General features: G+C 42.8%; 18 protein-coding genes. 7 read left to right on the forward strand and 11 right to left on the reverse strand.

Annotated features, from left to right (window positions below):
• Positions 1–246 precede the first annotated feature (246 nt).
• On the forward strand, positions 247–1,611 hold the full coding sequence (locus BBC0122_RS09100) for an MFS transporter (protein ID WP_077993210.1): 1,365 nt from the start codon (positions 247–249) through the stop codon (positions 1,609–1,611).
• Between the two features lie 134 nt (positions 1,612–1,745).
• Here the strand turns inward: BBC0122_RS09100 and BBC0122_RS09105 are convergent, their stop codons facing one another.
• Positions 1,746–3,386 carry a Na+/H+ antiporter gene (locus BBC0122_RS09105; RefSeq protein ID WP_077993213.1) on the reverse strand — a complete coding sequence of 547 codons (1,641 nt, stop codon included), beginning with the start codon at positions 3,384–3,386 and terminating at the stop codon, positions 1,746–1,748.
• 672 nt (positions 3,387–4,058) lie between these two features.
• On the opposite strand from BBC0122_RS09105, the gene BBC0122_RS09110 reads away from it, so the two are divergent.
• Both BBC0122_RS09110 and BBC0122_RS09115 read left to right on the forward strand, forming a co-directional pair.
• Positions 4,059–4,778: a hypothetical protein gene (locus tag BBC0122_RS09110; RefSeq protein WP_077993216.1), complete on the forward strand. Its 720-nt coding sequence runs from the start codon at positions 4,059–4,061 to the stop codon at positions 4,776–4,778.
• A gap of 601 nt (positions 4,779–5,379) precedes the next feature.
• Positions 5,380–5,721, forward strand: coding sequence for a hypothetical protein (locus BBC0122_RS09115; RefSeq protein WP_077993218.1), 342 nt, complete (start codon positions 5,380–5,382; stop codon positions 5,719–5,721).
• A 77-nt stretch (positions 5,722–5,798) separates the two neighbouring features.
• Here the strand turns inward: BBC0122_RS09115 and BBC0122_RS09120 are convergent, their stop codons facing one another.
• From BBC0122_RS09120 to BBC0122_RS09150, 7 genes are all read right to left on the reverse strand, one after another.
• On the reverse strand, positions 5,799–6,119 hold the full coding sequence (locus tag BBC0122_RS09120; RefSeq protein ID WP_225868101.1) for a helix-turn-helix domain-containing protein: 321 nt from the start codon (positions 6,117–6,119) through the stop codon (positions 5,799–5,801).
• A gap of 59 nt (positions 6,120–6,178) precedes the next feature.
• Entirely contained in the window at positions 6,179–7,060 is an 882-nt protein-coding gene (locus BBC0122_RS09125; protein WP_225868102.1) for an XRE family transcriptional regulator, read from the reverse strand.
• Between the two features lie 38 nt (positions 7,061–7,098).
• Positions 7,099–7,740 (reverse strand): XRE family transcriptional regulator, encoded by a 642-nt coding sequence (locus tag BBC0122_RS09130; RefSeq protein WP_225868103.1) that lies wholly within the window; start codon positions 7,738–7,740, stop codon positions 7,099–7,101.
• A 373-nt stretch (positions 7,741–8,113) separates the two neighbouring features.
• Entirely contained in the window at positions 8,114–8,674 is a 561-nt protein-coding gene (locus BBC0122_RS09135) for a hypothetical protein (protein WP_077993220.1), read from the reverse strand.
• 856 nt (positions 8,675–9,530) lie between these two features.
• Positions 9,531–10,265 carry an XRE family transcriptional regulator gene (locus tag BBC0122_RS09140; RefSeq protein WP_225868104.1) on the reverse strand — a complete coding sequence of 245 codons (735 nt, stop codon included), beginning with the start codon at positions 10,263–10,265 and terminating at the stop codon, positions 9,531–9,533.
• A 176-nt stretch (positions 10,266–10,441) separates the two neighbouring features.
• Positions 10,442–10,927, reverse strand: a complete 486-nt coding sequence (locus tag BBC0122_RS09145; protein ID WP_077993224.1) for a hypothetical protein — start codon at positions 10,925–10,927, stop codon at positions 10,442–10,444.
• Positions 10,893–11,186 (reverse strand): hypothetical protein, encoded by a 294-nt coding sequence (locus tag BBC0122_RS09150; protein WP_077993227.1) that lies wholly within the window; start codon positions 11,184–11,186, stop codon positions 10,893–10,895. Before BBC0122_RS09150 ends, BBC0122_RS09145 begins: the two co-directional genes overlap by 35 nt.
• A gap of 391 nt (positions 11,187–11,577) precedes the next feature.
• Here BBC0122_RS09150 and BBC0122_RS09160 point away from each other — a divergent pair, with 391 nt between their 5' ends.
• The 3 genes from BBC0122_RS09160 (at position 11,578) to BBC0122_RS09175 (ending at position 13,927) form a co-directional block, all read left to right on the forward strand.
• Positions 11,578–12,585: a hypothetical protein gene (locus BBC0122_RS09160; RefSeq protein WP_077993230.1), complete on the forward strand. Its 1,008-nt coding sequence runs from the start codon at positions 11,578–11,580 to the stop codon at positions 12,583–12,585.
• Positions 12,521–13,135, forward strand: coding sequence for a hypothetical protein (locus tag BBC0122_RS12855; RefSeq protein ID WP_149866673.1), 615 nt, complete (start codon positions 12,521–12,523; stop codon positions 13,133–13,135). Before BBC0122_RS09160 ends, BBC0122_RS12855 begins: the two co-directional genes overlap by 65 nt.
• Positions 13,136–13,321: 186 nt before the next feature.
• Positions 13,322–13,927, forward strand: a complete 606-nt coding sequence (locus tag BBC0122_RS09175) for a hypothetical protein (protein ID WP_077972416.1) — start codon at positions 13,322–13,324, stop codon at positions 13,925–13,927.
• Positions 13,928–14,365: 438 nt separating this feature from the next.
• Here BBC0122_RS09175 and BBC0122_RS09180 read toward each other — a convergent pair whose 3' ends face one another.
• The 3 genes from BBC0122_RS09180 to BBC0122_RS09190 form a co-directional block, all read right to left on the reverse strand.
• Positions 14,366–15,976: an MFS transporter gene (locus tag BBC0122_RS09180; RefSeq protein ID WP_077993232.1), complete on the reverse strand. Its 1,611-nt coding sequence runs from the start codon at positions 15,974–15,976 to the stop codon at positions 14,366–14,368.
• Positions 15,977–16,578: 602 nt separating this feature from the next.
• A complete protein-coding gene (locus tag BBC0122_RS09185; protein ID WP_077993234.1) occupies positions 16,579–17,436 on the reverse strand; it encodes a hypothetical protein in 858 nt (285 codons plus the stop codon).
• 47 nt (positions 17,437–17,483) lie between these two features.
• On the reverse strand, positions 17,484–18,236 hold the full coding sequence (locus BBC0122_RS09190; protein ID WP_077993236.1) for a hypothetical protein: 753 nt from the start codon (positions 18,234–18,236) through the stop codon (positions 17,484–17,486).
• A gap of 723 nt (positions 18,237–18,959) precedes the next feature.
• On the opposite strand from BBC0122_RS09190, the gene BBC0122_RS09195 reads away from it, so the two are divergent.
• Complete coding sequence (locus BBC0122_RS09195; RefSeq protein ID WP_149866674.1) at positions 18,960–19,790, forward strand: hypothetical protein; 831 nt, start codon at positions 18,960–18,962, stop codon at positions 19,788–19,790.
• The last annotated feature ends 222 nt before the right edge of the window (positions 19,791–20,012 follow it).

The following is a 20,012-nucleotide window of genomic DNA, read 5'->3' on the forward strand; positions in this document are numbered from 1 at the left end:
AAAAAACAAAAAACCGCGTAAAAAACCAAAAACCGTGTAAAGACAATAAAACGCGGGAAGAACAATAAGACATAAGAAAATAAGGGCAAAAAGCAATTGCCTGAAAAATGTGTTGGAATGCGTTTCTTCACAAAAATATTCTTATGCATTTGAAGCGCGTTCATGTTTATAGTCATGGGGACGAAGCTTGGCCTGAAAGACGGCTGACACAAGATTGAAGTCCGCATTGTTAAAGAGACGTTGCAAGTGAATACAAATGCTGAAGTGACAAAATCCTATAAATTGGCCGCTATTTTTGCGATTTGCCTCGGCGTTATCATGGCTATGATCGACACCGGTATTACCAATACCGCCCTTCCCACAATCGCACAGGAATTCAAAACCAGCGAAGCTTCAACCGTTTGGGCAGTGACGGCCTATCTTCTTTCCATGGTTGCAATGACACTGCCCTTCGCAAGCCTTGGCGAGGTGATCGGCTTTCGCATTATCTTCATTGTCGGACTTCTGGTTTTCACATTCGCCTCGCTTCTTTGCGGGCTATCATGGTCACTTCCAACACTGGTTGGCGCACGCATTTTGCAAGGTATTGGCGCGGCCGGAATATTGAGCACCAACCTTCCCCTTATCCGCTTTACCTTTCCGCCACAAAAACTCGGTGTCGGGCTTGGTATCAATGCCATTTGCATGGGAGTGGGCTTTTCTTTAGGGCCGACACTCGCCTCGCTTATTTTATGGTTTACCACCTGGCACTGGCTATTTTTGATGAATGTTCCGCTCGGCATTGTGGCGCTTGCCATATCCTTCCATTCGCTACCAAAAACGCCCTTGAGCCACTACCGCTTTGATAATCTTGCCGCCTGTTTTTGCGGCATCGGTTTTGCCGCGCTTATTTTCGGCATTGGTGAATGTGCGCACCGCCAGCCACTTTCCATGATTATTCCGACCTTTGTCATTTCATTTGTTGCAATTGCTGCCCTTATCATCCGCCAGAAAAACCACCCTGCCCCGTTTCTGGCGTTCGATCTCTTTTCCTCGCGGATTTTTACCCTTTCCATTCTTGCCGTTCTTTTTGCCTTTATCGCGCAAGGGATTGCTTTTGTGGCGCTTCCCTTCTCGTTCCAGATGCTCATGCATAAAAGCCAGTTTGCCACCGGCTTTCTGATTGCACCGTGGCCTGCTTGCGCGGCACTCACTTCAACCTTTACCGGCAGGCTTTCCGACCATTTTTCACCGGTTCTGCTTGTTGCTATCGGCATGTTTTTATGTGCAAGCGGAATGTTTTCTTTAAGCCTTCTTGGTGAAGGAACGCCGGTTCTTGTGATTGTGATCTGCATGATGGTGTGTGGATGCGGCATGGGCTTTTTCAATGCGCCCAACCAGCGCGTTATTATGCTTTCCGCCCCCGCCGACAGAAGTGGCGCAGCCGGTGGCATTATGGGCATGGCAAGGCTTATCGGCCAATCGGTGGGAAGCACACTTGTTGCATTTTTCCTGATTGTCTCTTCCCATTACGGCTCGCGCTATGCTTTGTGGTGCGGCACAACCTGTTTTTTACTCGCCGTATTGACCGGCGGCTTGAGGCTCACAAGCGGGAAACATAAAAAATCATAAAGTCTGCTTTCTGTTTTTGGCTGTTCTTTTTAGGCGGTTCTTTTTAGGCTGTTCTTTTCTGGCATTCAAGCCACAGCCCGCGGGCCTCGCGGCTTGAACCGCCTGTCCCATAAGCCATTTCAAAACTCTGCCACTTAGCCGTTTGAAAAACGTGTTTCCAGAAGATCGACTTCGCGGATCAATCTTGCAGTTGTTTCTTCCGAAAGCTGGTGACGACGGCCGAAAGCAAAATAGGTCTGACGTTCGGCTTTCAAAGCTTCAAGGCGCAAACGCCGTTCGATTTCGGCAATCTTTTGGGTATTGCCTGCATCCGCATCCGAAATATTCTGGTCGGCCAATCTTTCACGATAGTTCGCCATGACGCGCGCGCCTGCACTTGTATAAAGGTCGGCATCGCTGCGGCCTTCACCCCAATTGTGCACTGCCTGTTCAACCGCTTTGATGGCCGCTTCGGCAGCCGCAATATGGGCGCGCTCTTCTTCCTTCTGGTGGGAAGGTTCGGGCGGCAATTCCAGACCTTTGAGGAGGAATGGCAATGAAATACTTGCCATGACAAGCGAAATCAGAATAACGCCGGTTGCCAGAAATATTGCAAGGTCGCGGGCGGGAAATGGCGAACCGTCGGGAAGAAAAAGCGGCAAGGTCAAAACACCGGCAAGGGTTACCGTGCCGCGAACACCGGCAAGCGATGTCACGGCAACCAGCCGCCAACTCGGCACAAAGGGTTTCAAGCCGCGCCGGTAAGCACGTGCAAGCGTAAAACGCAGAGAGACCCAAACCCAGATAAATCTGAGTACGGCAAGCGCCACATTGATTGCAATGACATAAACCACAAGCCAGACGGGTTCATGGTGTCCGGTTTCCTGAACCACAATTGCCGCACCGCTGACAATATGGGGAAGCTGTTCACCCAAAATGACGAAAATGACACCATTGGCAACAAATTGCACAGTGTCCCAGACAGCAAGCCTGCGAATGCGCGTCAAAGCAAGGTTGCGCAGACTGTCTTCGGTAAAGCTCATGGAAATACCGGCGGCAACGGCGGCAAGGATTCCCGATGCATCCACCTGTTCGGCGGCAAGATAGGCGGCAAAAGGAATAAGCAGGCTTATAAGAATATGGGAACCGGTTTCCTCGCCGAATTTATGGTTCCAGAAATTGCTCACCCAGGTGACACAGAAGGTGGTTGCCGCCCCGATAATAACACCGGCAACGGCAGTCCACAAAAACGTTCCGAAAGCCGCAACAAGCGAAAAACTTCCCGTCATGGCCGCTGCCACAGCAAAGCGCATACTGACAAGGCCGGATGCATCATTCAACAGGGATTCACCTTCCAGAATATGCATCAAGCGCTTCGGGATGGGAGAACGTTTTGCAATTGCACTGACTGCAACCGGATCGGTTGGCGAAACAATGGCAGCAAGTGCAAAAGCCACCGAAAGCGGCATGGCCGGAATAATCCAATAAGTAAAAAAGCCGACACCCAAAACCGTAAAGACAACAAGCCCCAGTGCCATTTCAAGTACTGTCCAGCGGTCGCGCTTCAAACCGTCTTTGGGAATGCGCCAACCGTCAAGAAATAAAAGTGGCGGTAAAAACAACAGGAAAAACATTTCCGGCCGCAATTTTACGCCCATGTCGCCAGCAAGAGAAACCACCGCGCCAACAGCAATCTGGATAAGCGGTAACGGAATGGGCAATGGAAGTGCGCGTGATATTGCGCCGCTGATGATGACAGCGACCAGCAATATCAATATCACGACAACCGATTCCACTCTCGATAACCTTTCAGAAAAAACTATGCCACGCCATTTAAGCAATGAACAGTTTCAATAAGATAAACAAAAACGAACTTCTGAAAATTCCTGCCAAATTTATGACAATTGACTTCTGCTCATGTCATGTGCGGTAAAAATGGTGAATTGTGGGCAGTCTTTCTTCTATTCAATGAAAAATAATTGCGCTCCATCAAAATTGTGTAACCGGCTGAAATCCGCCCGTGAGCTGATACTGCTCGGGTCGAAAAACCGAGCTTTGGCAATCTGTCTCTCATTTCAAGACATTAGCGGCTTTTACAAAAAGGACTTTTCCTTTGAAGTTCAAGCATTACCTAACATTTTGTTTTTCTAAGATATTCTTGAAATTATCCTGCTGCTTTCAGAAAGCGGCTTTTTAATCTTCTGCATTTTTTAAAGAACCATAATGCCGTTTTGACTCCCGGCTAAATAAATTTTCGCAATCTTTCAGAAGAGTTGAATATTTCATCCTATTTAGATTGCTCTTAAATTATCTTCCTGAAACGGAATTTTCTTTTCTCTATTGAAACTTTACTTGGTGAAATTATCATGTAATATTGTTCTATAGTAGAGCATAATCTATGAACAGATTGATATAACTGATTAGTGTAACCGAGCACTGTACACGAGTAAATTGTGGGAGAGACTATCATGGCACTGACACCGGTCCAGAATTTGAAATTCGCTTCTGTCAAAATCTTGCAAGAGAGGATTGACCAGATCGAACAACAAGCCAAACGCGCTCCCACGACGACGGAACAGATTTCTAAAGCCAAAGAAACAGGCTCTTCTATAAAGGCGGAAGAAAAGTCGACTTATGACAAAATCCGCAGCAAGATTGCCGGAGCTACGGTATTTGATAATAGCCGTATGAGCAAAAGCGAATTCAAAGCAAAAATACTGAAAGAAATAGCAAGGAGCCTTGGCATTGATCTTGATAAAGATGGAACAGATCTCAAACGTCTGGCCAATTTGGTCCGCGATAAATTGGCTTACATGAAATCTCAAGACCCGGTAGGTTATGAAGAATTTATGGAAGGCATCACTAAAAGCCTCGGCCTTGATAAATTAGGCTTGAAGGCGGAAGACGTTGTCGAGGCAATGGCTGACCCATCTTCACAAAAGGCGGAAGAAGTTGACCAAAAGCTTGATGTCTATTTCGGGAAAGATGGTGAAGCCTCTTCTGAGGTTGACAGTGAACTGGACGATATTAAAAAAATTCTCAATCAGAACGGCGACACTTCAGCAAGCGAAAAAGCAGCCGAACAACTTGGCAACGCATCATCCAATGCTTCAGTGCCAAACGGGATTTTGACCGATCAGCCGACCGGCACTTATATGCCGAAAAGCTTCCCACCAGCGCGCAGGTAATTGCTTTTATAGCACTCATCACGCGATTGCTAGTTTTTTTAAAAACTGCATTTTCCGAATGCTTGTGTTTCCGGATGAAAAATCAGTGTGAAGAATGGCAGCAACTCTGTGTCCAAGACAAAGCGGAACGTCCGGAACGGGTGAAAACCAAAAACCGGTGGGACTGACCTTTTAAAACGAAAAACGAGGCGTAAAAAGCAGCAAAACACCGGCATTAGGGAAATGCTGTCTGGGCTTTAACGATAGAGTTTTTATGCAAGCTCGGTAATTTTTTCTACCCGCGAATGGTTCTTCAAGCTTTTCAGATAAGGCTTGTTATTACCTCAAAAAAAGCGATTTCCGGAAACATTGGCAGATTTTACGAAGTTTCTTGTGGCGCCGATAAACAACCGATTATTTCGGTTTATTGCTTATATGTTCATTGCCCCGATAATGCCTGATCGGCTTTCATTTCTTCGTGGTGTTCAATCAATTTCATATAAATTATTTGCTCAGTCAAACTGTTCACAATGAAAAGCAAAAGTTATTTTTCGCACATTTTTTCTTGCAGGGTAGATCTTACAATATGGCGACAGTTGTATTTTGAAAACAAGGAAATGAAATGGATTTGAAAAATAAAATAAAATTGTGGGTGCAAGGCCAGTTAGTTACTATGCCCCGAGGCGCCAAGAAAAAGCTGGCAGATTATTTAAAGATAACCCCTACCCAATTAACGCGCTTGTTGAACCTAGAGGCTGGCAAAGAACCCCGCTCAATGCAGGCAGATGAGTTTTTAAAAATAGTCGAGTTTTTTGGTAAATGGCCAGACAATTTAATGCCGTCGATTTTCCCTGATAGCAGGAAACAACACCTATTAGCTATGTTTGACTCTGTTTCGCCCGAATGGCAGCAAGCGATAATTGCGATGGTTGAGGCGTTAGTCCAGAGCTCAAAAAGGCCCTAAGGAATGACCACAACCGCCTCGTTCATTCTTCGATCGTTTTTTAAAGAAAAGTGCCAAAGAGCCGCAAGCTGTTTTATTTATTTTGCGTCGGTTCTCGCCCGCAGAAGCGTTAAGATTGCAGCTCTTACGTCTGGAGAAGCCTGTAAAAAAATCTTAAGAAATTCTTCTTCAGCGGAACGTTCAATACCATGCAAAACATAAGACACACTTGTTCCGACTTCTGCGCATACTTTTGCAAGCGTTTCCGCACTTGGGTTTTTCCTGTCTTTCAGAATTGAGAAAACATAGGCCTCGCCTTTGCCGATGGCGATAGAAATCGCTCGCATCGACTTGCCGCTCTCTTCGATTTTTTGTGCCAGCCGCACACGCCAATCATCATAAATTTGTGGTTGTGACAAAATTTCCTCCTACAGATGAATAACAGAGTGTCAGCAAGGGCTGTGCTCTATACCCATTTTTAACCCGCCCAGTAGCCTACCTTTTTATCAACATGCCGCAACGCTTGACGTGGTAAAATTGCGAATATCTCGCCTATCCATTTCAGCTTAACGCCTTCTAACGGTGTGGCATTCCACGAAATAAGATTGACGCCGTCTGCACCGCGCATAATCGTTTTAATGAAACGGCGACCATCACTTGTTTGAACAACAGCTTCTTCGCCATAAAATGCTTCAAGCGGCTTTATCTGCTTTCGGCGTACGATAATGATATGGCCTTCCCGATAAACCGGTAACATCAAATCCCCACGAACCCGAAAAGCCACCATATCAGCAGGCATTGGAAAGGGAACTGCGACGACACCTAACCCGTCGGGTGGCATCTCTCCGAAATCCGGTTCAATTTTTGCCCCTGCTCCGACATATCCCATCAAAGGAACATAGCTTTTTGAAGGGATTTGCGTGTTTCCGGTAATCTCCGTTTTTCCGGTGATAGCGTTATAAATTTCAGTTATTTTATCGCGGTGCTCGCCACGTGGGTCTGCTCCTGAAAACCAACGACTGATACATGCTTGCGTCACTGAAAGCTTTTCTGCAAGATCAGCTTGCCTCCAGCCGGTTGCTTCCATAATAAAATTCAATTTTTCGTCGATTTTCCTTTTATAGCGATTGGTTACAGCATCTTTTCTTCCGCTTAATAACCAATCTATTGTAACATTAAACCGGCTTGCATAGAGTTCTAACATTTCGCGGCCAATCCCGCGGTTGCCATTTTCGTGCGCAACATAAGTCGGATAACTGATCCCCAAAGCAATGGTTGCATTTTTAGCCGAGGAAAAACCGGCGGCTTTTCTCGCAGCTTTTAGCCTATTGCCGATTTCTTTATTCTTATCTTCTTTCATTCCCCACTCCCACATTAAAATTTATAGATAGACAGCCTCTAAAGCCCTTCGCCTGCCAAGGCTATATAATGCACTGAAAGAACGTGTTGATGTGGAAAAACCAGTTCTTTCGCCGGATTTAATTGTGCAAGCACCAGCTCTTGTTCATTATGGCGAATAAAGCGCTTTATGAATACTGTTGGAAAACTATCCTCTTCCCTCATCATTATCTTCGCAACGACATAATCGTCCTTTTTTATTCTTCGCACTGTGTCGATATAAACAATTTCGCCATCTTCATAGCGTGGGGACATTGTGTCGCCTGCGACCTCCACGCCATAAGCGTTTTCCACATTCAATAAGCAGGGCGGGCACGGCACCTCAAACAACTTTTTACCGTCAAAAGAAAACTCGCCGTTTATTCCTGCTACAGCTTGCCCATAAACCGGAATGAGCTTTATTGCTGGTCTGTCAGATATCTGACGGCTATCGTATTCACCCGCATTTTTATCCCCAAGTAGAAGCCATTCTAGCGAGACATTTGTAGCTTTTGCTATAGCTTCCAACTTATCACGGTGGGGTGACGTACCGTGTTCCCAAGCAGAAACAGCAGCCTTTGTTACATGAACAAGAGAGGCAAGCTTATTTTGCGTTAGGTGAGCTTTTTTCCTCGCTTCAAAAATGCGGGTTTTGAGGCTCATGATAGTCCCTTTTTTAGCCAAGAATATTCGAGTTCAAAATATCATAAAACGAAGAACATCAGGATTTTTTATTAAATAAAGAAAAACCGGTTTTATCAATCAATAACAAAAATAATATTAGATGTAATTATCTGATAAATCCGTTACTCCCTTCGGGCGTAACGAGGTAATAGGTGATTAAGATGCCAGCGGAACGCATAATAAACCTATGTTAAAAGTCGGGAAAACTAGCGCAATCTTCGTTCATTTTAAGCCGGTCTGTTCGGCTTTATCAGTGAACCTATTGTGCGATGAAACAATACAATCTCTTTAGAAAAGTCTATTCAACGATCTTTTTTTCTCATCCGCATGGAAAAACGAAAGGTGCTACCCGTTAATGTTTGTCCGGTCTGGTGGCGCAATCGGAACCGATAAAGAGGATTTCTTCACGGCTCATATTGATTGGCGGGTCGTTTTCGTGCTCCACTTCTGCCTGAGCCGTGCGCATAAAAAGGGCAAATCGCAAAGGCTCGAATGTCTCATCCGTCATCGGGCTTGAACGATAAAGTTTCCATGCAAGCGCCATCACTTTTTCTGCCCGCGAATGGTGCTCCAAACTTTTCAAAAAAGGCTTTATATCACCCCACGAGAAGTGTTCTTTTTCCTGTTGCTTTTTTCCTGCATTGTCGGCCTGGCTAACCGGTTTTTTTTGATGTAGCCCTTCGGATTTTTGGCTATCCAAAGTTTTACTTGTTACATTGGCAGATTTACTTTGCTCATGATCTATTTCTGCGCGACCTGTTTTTTCGCAAGAAAAGTCAGTTTTACCGAATGGCGGTTGTATTTCTTCGTCAACGCTTGAACCATTGTCGGGCGAGCCTTTTTCTTCATCAGCGTGGCGAAGAAATCCGGCTCGTGACTTTAAAGTTTTTCTATGATTTTTAGGCTTTTTCATCCCGCCTACCCCGCGCTGTTTAAAAAAGAAACGTCATAAGCTTCAACACGTTTAACGGGGGAATCGTAAAAAAATGACATGATTAATGTCAACATTTTTTATGTTGAAATTTATTAGACTTCTTCATCAAACGAATCGTTTGACCTTGAAGACATGTTGTTTTTTAAGACTTTCCGGAAATGACTTATCACTTCTATTTAAAACCGGACGAATGTTCGGTTCAGAAAAGTAGAGACTGAAAAGCCTCTTTATGATTTTAGAAATTTAAAACAAAAAACGATAAAATAACAAAAATTTTAAATTTTTTTATTGCCTTTTATGAAGAATTTTAAATGTTTTTGTTTGCGTTAATTGGGTGAATTTCTATAAACAAACGTCACGCGGTAAGAAATGAAAATGGCGGCTGACAAAGCGAAAGCGGCGATAAGAATAGCGCTTCTCCTCAACCGGCAAAAGTGTTTCGGACACCGGCAACTCACGTGCGAAACCATGCAAGTATCAAATGTTAAACTATTCAATTATTAAACCATTCGGCGTTCAATATTCGGGCGCCAAGGATAAGCCCCGCCCACTTTTGGCATAAAAAATCCCGCAATAGCAGGTTGGTTTGAAGTGCATCGGTTCCGGATTAAATCAACTTCCAAGCAATATAATTTGCGAAAATTGGTCAGGGTAAATCCGGTTTCATCAGATCAGCCAGCACAATTGTTGTTGCTGTTTACAACTGAAGCACCAGCACATCTTTATTCGGTCGATCGGGTTGCGAAAATGATTTGACGCAAAAATCTGCCGATTGAAACATTTTGCAACATGTCGGCACATCCGATATGCCAATGTCTTGTAAAATGTTCCGGTTTTAACGGGTAAAACGGCCGATATAGCGGCCAAGAATGGTGATTTCGCTCAAATTCAGAATGCGCGGTTTGTGGTGGGGATTATCCGATATGACCTCGACCTCGATTTCATCGGCACCGGGGCGAGAGACAATTTCCAACCGCTTGATGATAACCCCGCCAAGCTCGTCAGCCAGCGCATAAATTCCCGGAGGGGACGGAACACGGTGCGATATGTCGATAAACACCGCATCGCCATCATGAATGGTGGGCGACATGCTATCCCCATAAGCGGGAAGAACGGCAACATTGGACGCTACAACATTGAGTTTTGCCAAGAGGCTTTCGGGTAAACGCCAAAAATCCCGTATTACTTCTGTCGAAATCTGAACAGCATTTTTGGCACCGTTCACGATCATAATTTCCCCGCCGGCGCCCATGCCTGCCTTGACATCAATTTCGGGTATTTCGCCGTCTTTCAATTGCGATCTTGTTTTGACATCGCTATCAATCCGGTCAGGAATATCGGGATCGAAACTCGATACCATCTTGCCTTTTGCGCCATTCTCGCCCGTCAAAAGATAAGAGGCGCTCACGCCGAATTTGCGGCCATAAATGGCAGCCTCTTCAGGCCCGAATTCATTCTGCCCGTTTTCGTGCGCCCGATAGGTCGAATGGCTCACACCAATTGCATCCGCAGCTTTCGTTGCAGATGAAAAGCCCGCTTTCAGCCGTGCCTCGCGTAATCTTTGTCCCATCGTGTCCATAACATAGATTATGTCAGAATAATAAACATAAATCATGTTGACAAGAGGTGTAAAATGATGTTGTTATACAACCTGTCGCTATTATAACGCGAATAACAACATGATAAATGTTTAATGGTGGCGAAAAAGTTGAGGAAGGTGCGGTGCGTGTTTTCCTGCAAGGTTTATTAGACGGCGTATTTGCCATGTTTCGGGGTGGAACAAATGGACAAATCAGATATTGGCGTGTTGTCAGATATTGGCGCATTGTCAGATATTGGCGTATTGTCAGATATTGGCGTGTCACGATTATTCGACACCGATATTTTGCATGAAATACAACCGTTGACCTGCTTTAACCGCAAGCCCGCACTGTTGACTTGGCCTTTAGAAGCTTCAACCGAAATACCAGCAACAGATGATGAAGGCGCATTAAAAAGCATTTTACAAAGCGCACAGGTCTTGAAATACCAATCTTGCGCTGCGCCTTCTTCCGGCAGTTTCAAAAAGCTGTTTGAAAATGCTGGTGGAAGCACCTGTTGCGGGCAGAAGGTGCTTGCGCCCCGTTCATTATGCCGAACGTTTTTATGCAGCTCGTCTTCTTTAGCCCGATCTTTTTTTAAGAAAAGCAAATTATACTTATTCGGCTTTGGCTCTGTCGGAAGCACTATCATCCGGCGAGCCTGCACCTTCTGCAGAAGCCTTTCTGGCATTGGTATTTTCGAGTGTCACATCATATTTCTGCGGCTCGGCAAGGAAATTTTCCGGTTTGCCGACAGCGATCATACATTTGGCGAAAAGCGGCAGAACATCCTTGCTATCAATCGTATTTTCAGAAGCACCGGCAATAATACTGAACAAACGGAATGCGACTTCTTCCGGTGTGGCTGCTGCATTGACAGTTGCAGATCTGATCGGGTTAATAACGGGCATTCTTTTTCCTTTGTCTTTCATCAATCACTTGATGAAATAGTTAAACAACTTGTTGTTTTTATCAAGGCAATAGCAATCGCCATTTTTAAACCGGTGAGCCTTTCTGCTTTCGGGAAAAGGCTTTGTTTGAGCGCACCTTTTTTTGCCCGTGCAGGACAACAAAGATCAAACCGAATTTTTAAAAGCATTGTTTCGAGCGCAACAAAAGTCTGCTTGTCCGCAAAAAGCGTAACCGGAAAAATCAAAGATATGACCCGAAAAAGCAAGGCTTTGGCACTTCAAGGTGGAAGCGTTTTTGAAGCCGGTTTTTCTCCAGAATTATTGGAATTTTTTGCGCGTCAATTGTGCAGCCAACCAACATTTTCCAAGGCAGAGAAGAGAGTTTTATAAAATGGATTCGTCAACACTACGCCGCCTTGCCGGTTTGAACCTTTCTACCGAACAAATGTCGGCTATTCTGGAACTTCTTGCCGATATAGACGAGCGGGAAGACCAGCGCCGTGCCCGTACACGCGAGCGTGTGCGCCGTTTCAGGCTGACACGGAAAAACAATGTAACGTTACAAGAGGAAAATTGTAACGGCGAGGAAACATTACCCCTTTCCCCTAAAAGAAAGGTTCCCCCACACCCCCTTAAAGAAAATAACCCCTTTCCCGCTTTCTCTGAAACGTCGTCTGATGCGCTTGTCGAAGAGCCAACAGACGAAAAAGGCGGGCACGGTTTTCCCCTTTGCCAAAATAGAAATTTAACGGAAAATCCCGCGGGGTGCGAGCAGAACAAAGCTTGTTCTTTTGCCGTGAGTTTGCCCAAGGACAAGGCTTGTTCCTTTTCTGAAAGTTCCGCTTTTCCGCAAGCAGAAAATGCGCCACTTTCAGCGATCACCGGAACGTTGTCTGCGGCTGAAAAGGACGAGGCTTCAGGCGCAATTTCAGCTTCCGGCATAAGCGCGGACGTGCCGCTTTTGCCTTCACCTTCGGGAATTTTTGGAAGCCGGAATTTTGGAAAAAACGAAGTTCCAGAGCTTGCAATAAGCCGCCCCGACAAACGTGATTTTGAAGCCGAATTTCATGAAATTTTCTGGCCTGCTTTCCCCAACAAATGCGGCAAGCCGAAAGCACTAACGGCGTTTTTGAAAGCGCGCAAAAAAGACAGTCTTGCCGCCATCATGGCGGGGCTTCAACGCTATATCGCCGACAAGCCGCCCGACCGCCCCTGGCTTAACCCGACAACGTTTCTCAATCAGGAACGCTGGAATGACCAACCGGCCCCCGTAATGGAGCGAAAAAATGCAAAATTCGGATATGATAAAAGATCGACAGCCAGAAAAGTTACCGATGCGATGGCCCGTCTCGCACCTCGATTTGACGCTTGCCAAACTCGTTTCCCTCACGACAGGTGAAGGCTTTCCGCCCCGCTTCAAGGCGGGAAAGAAACCGACAAACGCTCAAATTGCAACAATCAAGCACACGCTTGAGGAAGCAAAAAACACACTTTTAAAAAAGGCACGAAGCGACGAAATCATGGACCAGTTTTTGCTGCTTTCGGGCGGTATGCGGCTGCCCCGTGATTTAGACGGGGAAAGTGCGGCCAAATCCTATATGATTGCGCTTTCCGGCTTTTCCAGCTTTGCCATTATGCAATCGGTGCTTTTGATTATTCGCGGCAAAGTGGAAGGCTTCAACAAAACCTTCATGCCGACAGCGCCGGAACTCGCCGCTTTTTGCGAACATATCGAAAAAACCGAATGGTTGAAAATCGACACTGTGGAGCGGCTTTTAAGAGCCGGTGAAGAAGAACAAAACGACGTTTTAATTCCAGAGGCGCGGGAAGACAAACCGGCTTGTGACCACAAAACCACGACCGCAAGCGAAAACAAAACAACAAAACATGAAACAGAGCGGCAAGTTTCCCGCCCGCAAAAGAAATGCGCGTTCAATGAAGCCGGATGAAACGGAATGGGATAGCAACAGACAATACGGGACAATGTGGGACGGTATGGGACGACATGGAACATCTGTGAAAAGCCCAATGGTTTTTTCAAAAGCGCAAGAACCACAAGATTTCAAACAACAACACTTCAAACTCAAGACTTCAAACAACAACCCGATAATAAGCGATCATGAAAGGCTTTAACCATGCAGGAAGTTGAAATTATCAGATTGAAAGCCCGTTCAAAAGCAGGCAAACTCCGGCTCAAGCGCGGGCGCGGAAGGCCACGTATCGAAGGTATTGCGCGCGAACCGAATGGCAGGCGCAGCCGCGCAAAAAAACCACGCGAGGCGATTGACCGTCTTGCTATTTTGATGCGTGCAAAGCACACCGGCCTTTCCGAAAAACAGGCAAAAGACCCGCGCGCTTCCACCTATATCGGCAGGCTTTTTTTGGCCGGACCCGAATGCGGCGGCATTAGCGAAGACCAGTATAATGCGGCGCTGAAATTTATCGAGGTTGATAACAATTATAAAAAAGCATTGCTTTCGCCTGCCGCCTATTATGACGATTTTAACAGCACGCCCAATCCCGAACTTTATGAAGCATTTTGCAAGCGCGCAAAAAAGCAATATCTTGCCGCGAGGGAAGCCATTCAGGAAGCGCAATTCGATAACAGAATTGATAACCTTTATGCCGCTTTGCAGTATATCGTGCTGGAAGATCTCGAATTGCCGCACCTTGTCGGCGCAACACGGCTTGTGCTCAATGCGCTAAACCGGCATTTTTTTCTTGCCAATAAAGGTCATTAAATTTTTAATGACCCTAATGGCGCAACACGTATTCTATTTTGCAAGGGGATTTTCTTGAGCCGCAGGAAATTTAACTTGCAAACGAAATTTTATAAGTTTGTTGCAATTTGTTATGCGGACGGAAAGACTATCTTTGTAGATGGGTCTGCTTTTAGCAAAAATTACAGCCTGAAAGAGCAAGCTTGGCTTGCAACTTATACGGGGCGTTGCAACGCAGCGAGGAAGTCCAGCCCGCCGCGTCCATTCTGACATAAAATACAATTTCTAAAAGGCAGGCTCTCCCCTGCCTTTTAAATACCTTGCGCAATTTATCACCCCGCAGTGACGGGTGAAGCGAAAACAGACAATTTAACCGCCCCACTTGGGTTGATAGAGATAGAAGAGATTTAAAATTTAAAGGATAATCATTTATTTTTACGCGCACGTGACTATTTACGCTCATTTTTTATCGTCAGGTGGGGAATAATGCATGCGCATTGGGTCGTTCATTAGTTCATTAAATTGTTTTTCTGAAGTAATCTTTGTTAACAATTTTTCATCATCGTCTTCCTTGAAACCTTTCGGTTCGCATTTCGGATAATAATAGCATTTGTCAAATACAACTTTTCTTTCACTTTTTAGTACTCCAAGACGCTCATATATCCAGGTCAAGCAATCACTAAAGTCACATTCATAGAAAGTATTGTAGCTATCGTTGTTATCCGGAAGGTGCTTTTTAGGTACTATTCGCTTTCCCTTGATTTTCCCAGTTATCGGATTTTCAACTAACGTATATAGCGGCGCATAGGTATAGCGAATTTTACAATTACGGAAATGACAATCGAAGGTTGCAATTTTCTCAATCGTTGGCAACGGATGTCCGGGATTTGCACCATAAAAAATGCAGTTCAAAAATCCGAATTGATACTCGGATTTTGGTTTTACAACTCGCTGGATAAATCCATAACCAAAAGCCAGCCCAATATATGAAACGTATAAATTTTTTATTTCAAATTCATTCAAATAATTTACATCATCATCTGGCTCATCACAGTCTGTACGTGATATTATTATGTATCCGTCGATATAAAAATGATGCGGATTATTTTCGACAAGTTGATCAGCATAAAGGATTGCGCGCAGTCGGGCTTTATTCGCTGTCGTGATGTCAGTAGCACCAGTTATAAAATCTGCTATTAAATTGAATGCTTCTTCCCGAAGAGGACCTTCAGGGTCACTTGCAACTGCATTCAAAAAGGAAAGACCTGCATATTTTTGCGCATCACTTTCGCTGCTTAATAGTTTTGATGCTTCTGCGATAAGCTGGGCAGTATCACGCCGTTTTACCATGGCAATTTCATTGTCATGACGTTTGCCATCCTGCTTCTTTTCTTCAAGCTCGATTGATTTGTTTTTTGTCGCTTTGGCCGCCCAGAAAAATGTAACAAGACCGGCCGTGGCCAGCGCTACATTTTTAATATCAATGCCACCGAAAAAGGTTGAATTGTCTTGACCCGGATAAAAATAGAGAAAAGCAATTGTCCCGAACAATGTGCCGAGAATTAAAGTAACGTTTAAAACATCAACGGCAAAACGGTTGCTGGCAAAATCGACACTTTGGCGAATATCTGCATTTTTCAACGGGAAAAAGGCTGCATTAATCCAGCCATTCAAAGCCACGAATAAAAGCGTTGCGACAATGGCAACAAGGGAAATAACTTTCAATCTATATTGAAAGTCCTGAAAGGGATAAAAAACCGATAGACAGAGGAAAACAATACATAAAATAGTCGAGCCGAGAAGCACAAGCCAGTTTGTTTCTTTCGTGATGATTGCGGGAAGCAAGATGAATATGTCTGCCAAACCGACACAAGAAAAAATGCCCACCCCAAGAATGTTGTTACTTGTTTCGAGAAAAAAATAATTCGGAAGAGACAAAGCTATTGCTACAATTAAAAAGAAAACACCAAGCCGGAACATGCGCTTTTTAAAAGCGATGAATTTCTCATCTGCTTCACTTGCTTGTTCAAGATTATCGATTTGTTTATCGGTATTGGTATTTGAAGGCATTCTTCGCTTTTTCCCCTTCTCTCACCCTAGCGATTTATGCCAAAAGTTCAGACAAAAGCAATGTTAGGCTGTGGTTTTCCCCTTTTTGCAACCGCTATTTGTGTGATGTGTTTGCTTGTCTATTGTTGCAACCTTCCGCGAAAATGAGGAAAGAGCGGCAAAAACGGAGTTCAGTGGTAATAGATGAATCTCGAAAGGAAGGCTAAAAAAATAAAGTGCAGGAAAAAGCACGCATTCACTTGAGTTCTTTTAATTTCATATTCTCTATCACTATTTAAATAGGTGTGCGGGTGCAGGCAAAAAGCTTAGAATGCAGCGGGAAAAAGCCGCGCTGGTTTTTACAAAAAAAATTTTTCAATTTCCCATTTAATTTTTTCTACTAAAATAGAAACCGCTTTCATGGCATTCAGTGACATAACAATTATTCGTCTCTAATGAGGGAGGTTATCTATTCTGAGGCATAAAATTTTCGGTGATCTTTACGTCACACATCTCCGGCGGGTATCGGCCTGAGTTGTTTGAATGCCACAACTTTTAAAAAGACGTACACCTATAGTCACAGTTCGTTCTTAAGCTTAAGTAAAATTTTGAATAGTTTAGTCTTAATCGTCAGGTGGGGCGTATTGCATGAACGACGAACTGCCGATCAGTTCTTCAAATTGTTCTTTTGAAGTTATTTCAGTCAATAGCGCTCCGTCGCGTTCTTTAACGAAACCCTTGGGTTCATGCCCTGAATAATAAAAGCAATTGATGAACGCATTTTCAGCCACTATCTCGGAGATTTCCCCTTCCATTCGGTTAGACGGGCGCAAAATATTCCAACCGTCAGAGTCACTAAAATCGCATTGTTCAAATTTGTTGTTTAACGGAGTGAAATTACCTTTTTGACCAGTGGTCGACAATGTTTCCAGCTTTTTTGAATAACCTTTGACAATACCGATTTTACATTTTTTGAAATGACAATTGTGGGCATAAATCAGTATTATTTTTTCAATGCCATTCTGCCCGGAAAATTTTTCAAAATTACAATTATTATAAGCGACCAATTTACGGTTGATATTATTTATAAAATTCCGTTCAATATAAGTTGTCAATTTACGTTCAACGCGATAAAATAGCCTTTTTATAATACACTTTTCTTTATCATTGTTTTCCTCATTATTAGAAGAAATAGAATTTAAAAACTTTTTTTCGTTAGAAAACGTGAAATTTTCATAGACGATGTTCAACTGAGAAAAACGATAATTCACGTTACTTTCAGTTAACTCGCTTGACGATAATTTAATAAGTTCATCAATGTCATCATCCAAAAAATCGGTCTTCAAACGGTCACTCAGATACTCCATAGCGCGTATTCGCTGTTTGTTAGCCGTTGTGATGTCGTTTGCATTTAAAATAAAGTCTGCTATCAAATTAATGGCTTCTTTCTGAAGCGGTCCTTCGCTTTGGGCGGCAATCATATTCAGATAAAAAAGGCCGACATATTTTTTGTCTTTATGCGGGGCACTTAAAAAAGAGAGCCGTCCGAAAAAAGGCGACCAACTTCACGACTTCGCGTTATATCAAGTTCAATAGATTTACTTTTCGCGCTCTTTGCTGCCCAAAAAAAAGTCACAAGACCGACAGTCGCAAGAGCAATATGCGTTACATTTATTCCAGTAAAAAAGGATACGTTGCTTTCTCCAGAATAGAAAAGAATATAAACAACGATTCCGAATAGAATTCCAATATATGTCGTATAAGTTAAAACGTCTACCGCAAAACGACTGCTCACGGTATCGATTTCAAATTTTACATTATTTTGTGAATATGGAAATAAAAATGTATTTATTATATTGTTCACAAACAATAGAATTATTCCGATTATTAGAGAATATAATCCTATATTACTTCCATGAAATAATATTTCATTTTGATAATTAGTTAATTCAATATTGTTATTATTATATTGGTTAATTAACATAATATAGTAAATATGAACAATCGCAGAAAATAACAGAGAAATAAAAAATGTTATTATAAATATTTTATATATTTTTCCTTTATTTTTTTCAGAAAATTCTATTATCATTAATAACATACATAATAAAAATAAAAATAGTGAAAAGAAGACCATTATAACTACTGTCATTTCATTCGGTAACGGAATAAAAAATGAGAACTCAAAAATTGGTATTATTAAATAAAAAATATATTTATTCCAACGTTCAAGTTTTTTCCTAATACTTTTTGATAAAATATATCTATTATCTAATGACATTGGTTCTTATCCGATATTGTTCCCACAGCGAATTTATGCAAAAAATTCAAACAAAAGCAATGATAGGATGTGGTTTTCCCCTTTTTGCAACCCCTATTTGTGTTATGTGTTTTTTATCTATTTTTCCAAGCTGCAGCAAAAATGAGGAAAGGAAAGACAAAACTGCGGTTTAGTAAAAAAATGATGTAGAGGCGCTAAAAAAGACAAAGTGGAGATGAAACGAGCGATTTTTTTCGAGCGTTTTTTGAGTTTCATGGCTTTATTTTTTCCTGTCTCGATTTCAATTTGAATAAGTATGTAGTTGCAGGCGAAAAGCTTGAAAGGTGGAGGTAAAAACCGCGCCAGTTTTTACAAAAATAATTTTTAAATTTTTCGATAATTTTTTTCTTGCAAAAATGTGTCACTAAATATTAACTGACAAATACGGCACAACAAGAATTGTAGCTATCGTTTAGTTGACGTTTATAAATATAAAAAACGTTTTATGATTTTTATTATATTTTAATTATTTGATTCTTTGTCGAATTTGTTATCATTTTAAAACGATATTATTTGAAATACGGAATTTTTTCATGAATATTGCAATTAATTGTTCATAGCGGTTTTGAATGTTTTTAAAAAATCCGGATGAAATAGTTTGAGCCGCAAAAATGTGTGGCAGATGCTTTCAAGCCCATGGCGCATTTGATAGAAAAAATTTCAGCCAAAAAAAGGAAAAGGGACGTGGTCGGAACCAAAAAGCTAACACCCCCTGAAACAGCAAAATCCGTGAAAAAAACCGTCGTTAAAAAAGTGCACCAACAAAAAAGAGCCGCACCTTTAACGGAAAAAATTGAAAAAGAAACTGTGCAGGATAGTGATGGTTTCGAGGAAAAGGCAGCACGTTCGAGAGTGACGCGTGAAAAGGAAATTGAGCGGCAAGTGCTTGGCAATGAGGGGATGGCCGCTCGTTCAAGCGTAGAGTTCAAAAAAGAAACGCTGGAAAATGTGCTTGAATCCAAGGAAAAGGCAGCACGTTCGAGAGTGAAGCGTGAAAAGGAAGTTTTGCAGCAAGTGCTTGGCAACGATAAGCTAACTGCGCATTCAAGCGGAGCAGTTGAAACAAAAACCGTGCAGGATGAGGATGATGCCAAGGGAAAATTGCCGCTAGAGAGTAATGCAGTTTTGAAAACAAAGCCGACTGAAAAAAGTTTGACAAAGGAGGCCGCGCAAAAAAAGCGGGAAGCCGTGGGAGAAAAGAAAGCTTCCGGAATTTTAAAAGAGGCTATTTTAAAAGCTGCAATAAAAGCCGGTAACCAATTGGGAGAAGATGGGCTTGTTTCCTATCTTGAAGCACAGGCTTTAAAAAATGCTTCTTCCTTTTTGACGCTACTCGGCAAAGTATTGCCTGCCGAACTTAATTCAGAAGGACAAGAATTAAAAACCGTAACAAAAATCGAACTGGTTGCTCTATCTCCGTCACCGAAAGATTTGACAGTTGCAAAATCACCGACCGGAAAAAAGCGCATGACTTCTAAAAAGCACATTGCCGGAAATCAAAAAAAAGAGAGCTGAGAGAAGTTATTTTGATGATAATCATTTGCTAATAAATTAATTTGCCTTAAAAACATTGAAAAAATTTCGCATTAGAGCTTGGCTAGAGATTAACAAATTGTTAACAAGATTATTGTTAATGAGGGCTTAACCAAAAGCAGATAATGATATATGGTGTTAACAGAGTACCATTGACAATTGTAATTTGATTAGTATCTACAAAAATCAATTGGCTTATGAGTG

The sequence above is a fragment of the Ditibartonella choladocola genome (assembly GCF_002007565.1).
In the GTDB taxonomy this organism is placed as follows: Bacteria; Pseudomonadota; Alphaproteobacteria; order Rhizobiales; family Rhizobiaceae; genus Bartonella; species Bartonella choladocola.

Coding starts and splice junctions, on each gene's coding strand:
- BBC0122_RS09135 (WP_077993220.1), bottom strand. CDS start 8,674: ATGAAAAAGCCTAAAAATCATAGAAAAACTTTAAAGTCACGAGCCGGA.
- BBC0122_RS09160 (WP_077993230.1), top strand. CDS start 11,578: ATGGATTCGTCAACACTACGCCGCCTTGCCGGTTTGAACCTTTCTACC.
- BBC0122_RS09150 (WP_077993227.1), bottom strand. CDS start 11,186: ATGCCCGTTATTAACCCGATCAGATCTGCAACTGTCAATGCAGCAGCC.
- BBC0122_RS09125 (WP_225868102.1), bottom strand. CDS start 7,060: ATGAAAGAAGATAAGAATAAAGAAATCGGCAATAGGCTAAAAGCTGCG.
- BBC0122_RS09145 (WP_077993224.1), bottom strand. CDS start 10,927: ATGATAGTGCTTCCGACAGAGCCAAAGCCGAATAAGTATAATTTGCTT.
- BBC0122_RS09140 (WP_225868104.1), bottom strand. CDS start 10,265: ATGGGACAAAGATTACGCGAGGCACGGCTGAAAGCGGGCTTTTCATCT.
- BBC0122_RS09190 (WP_077993236.1), bottom strand. CDS start 18,236: ATGTCATTAGATAATAGATATATTTTATCAAAAAGTATTAGGAAAAAA.
- BBC0122_RS09180 (WP_077993232.1), bottom strand. CDS start 15,976: ATGCCTTCAAATACCAATACCGATAAACAAATCGATAATCTTGAACAA.
- BBC0122_RS09175 (WP_077972416.1), top strand. CDS start 13,322: ATGCAGGAAGTTGAAATTATCAGATTGAAAGCCCGTTCAAAAGCAGGC.
- BBC0122_RS09110 (WP_077993216.1), top strand. CDS start 4,059: ATGGCACTGACACCGGTCCAGAATTTGAAATTCGCTTCTGTCAAAATC.
- BBC0122_RS09115 (WP_077993218.1), top strand. CDS start 5,380: ATGGATTTGAAAAATAAAATAAAATTGTGGGTGCAAGGCCAGTTAGTT.
- BBC0122_RS09185 (WP_077993234.1), bottom strand. CDS start 17,436: ATGATTGCCGCCCAAAGCGAAGGACCGCTTCAGAAAGAAGCCATTAAT.
- BBC0122_RS09130 (WP_225868103.1), bottom strand. CDS start 7,740: ATGAGCCTCAAAACCCGCATTTTTGAAGCGAGGAAAAAAGCTCACCTA.
- BBC0122_RS12855 (WP_149866673.1), top strand. CDS start 12,521: ATGCGATGGCCCGTCTCGCACCTCGATTTGACGCTTGCCAAACTCGTT.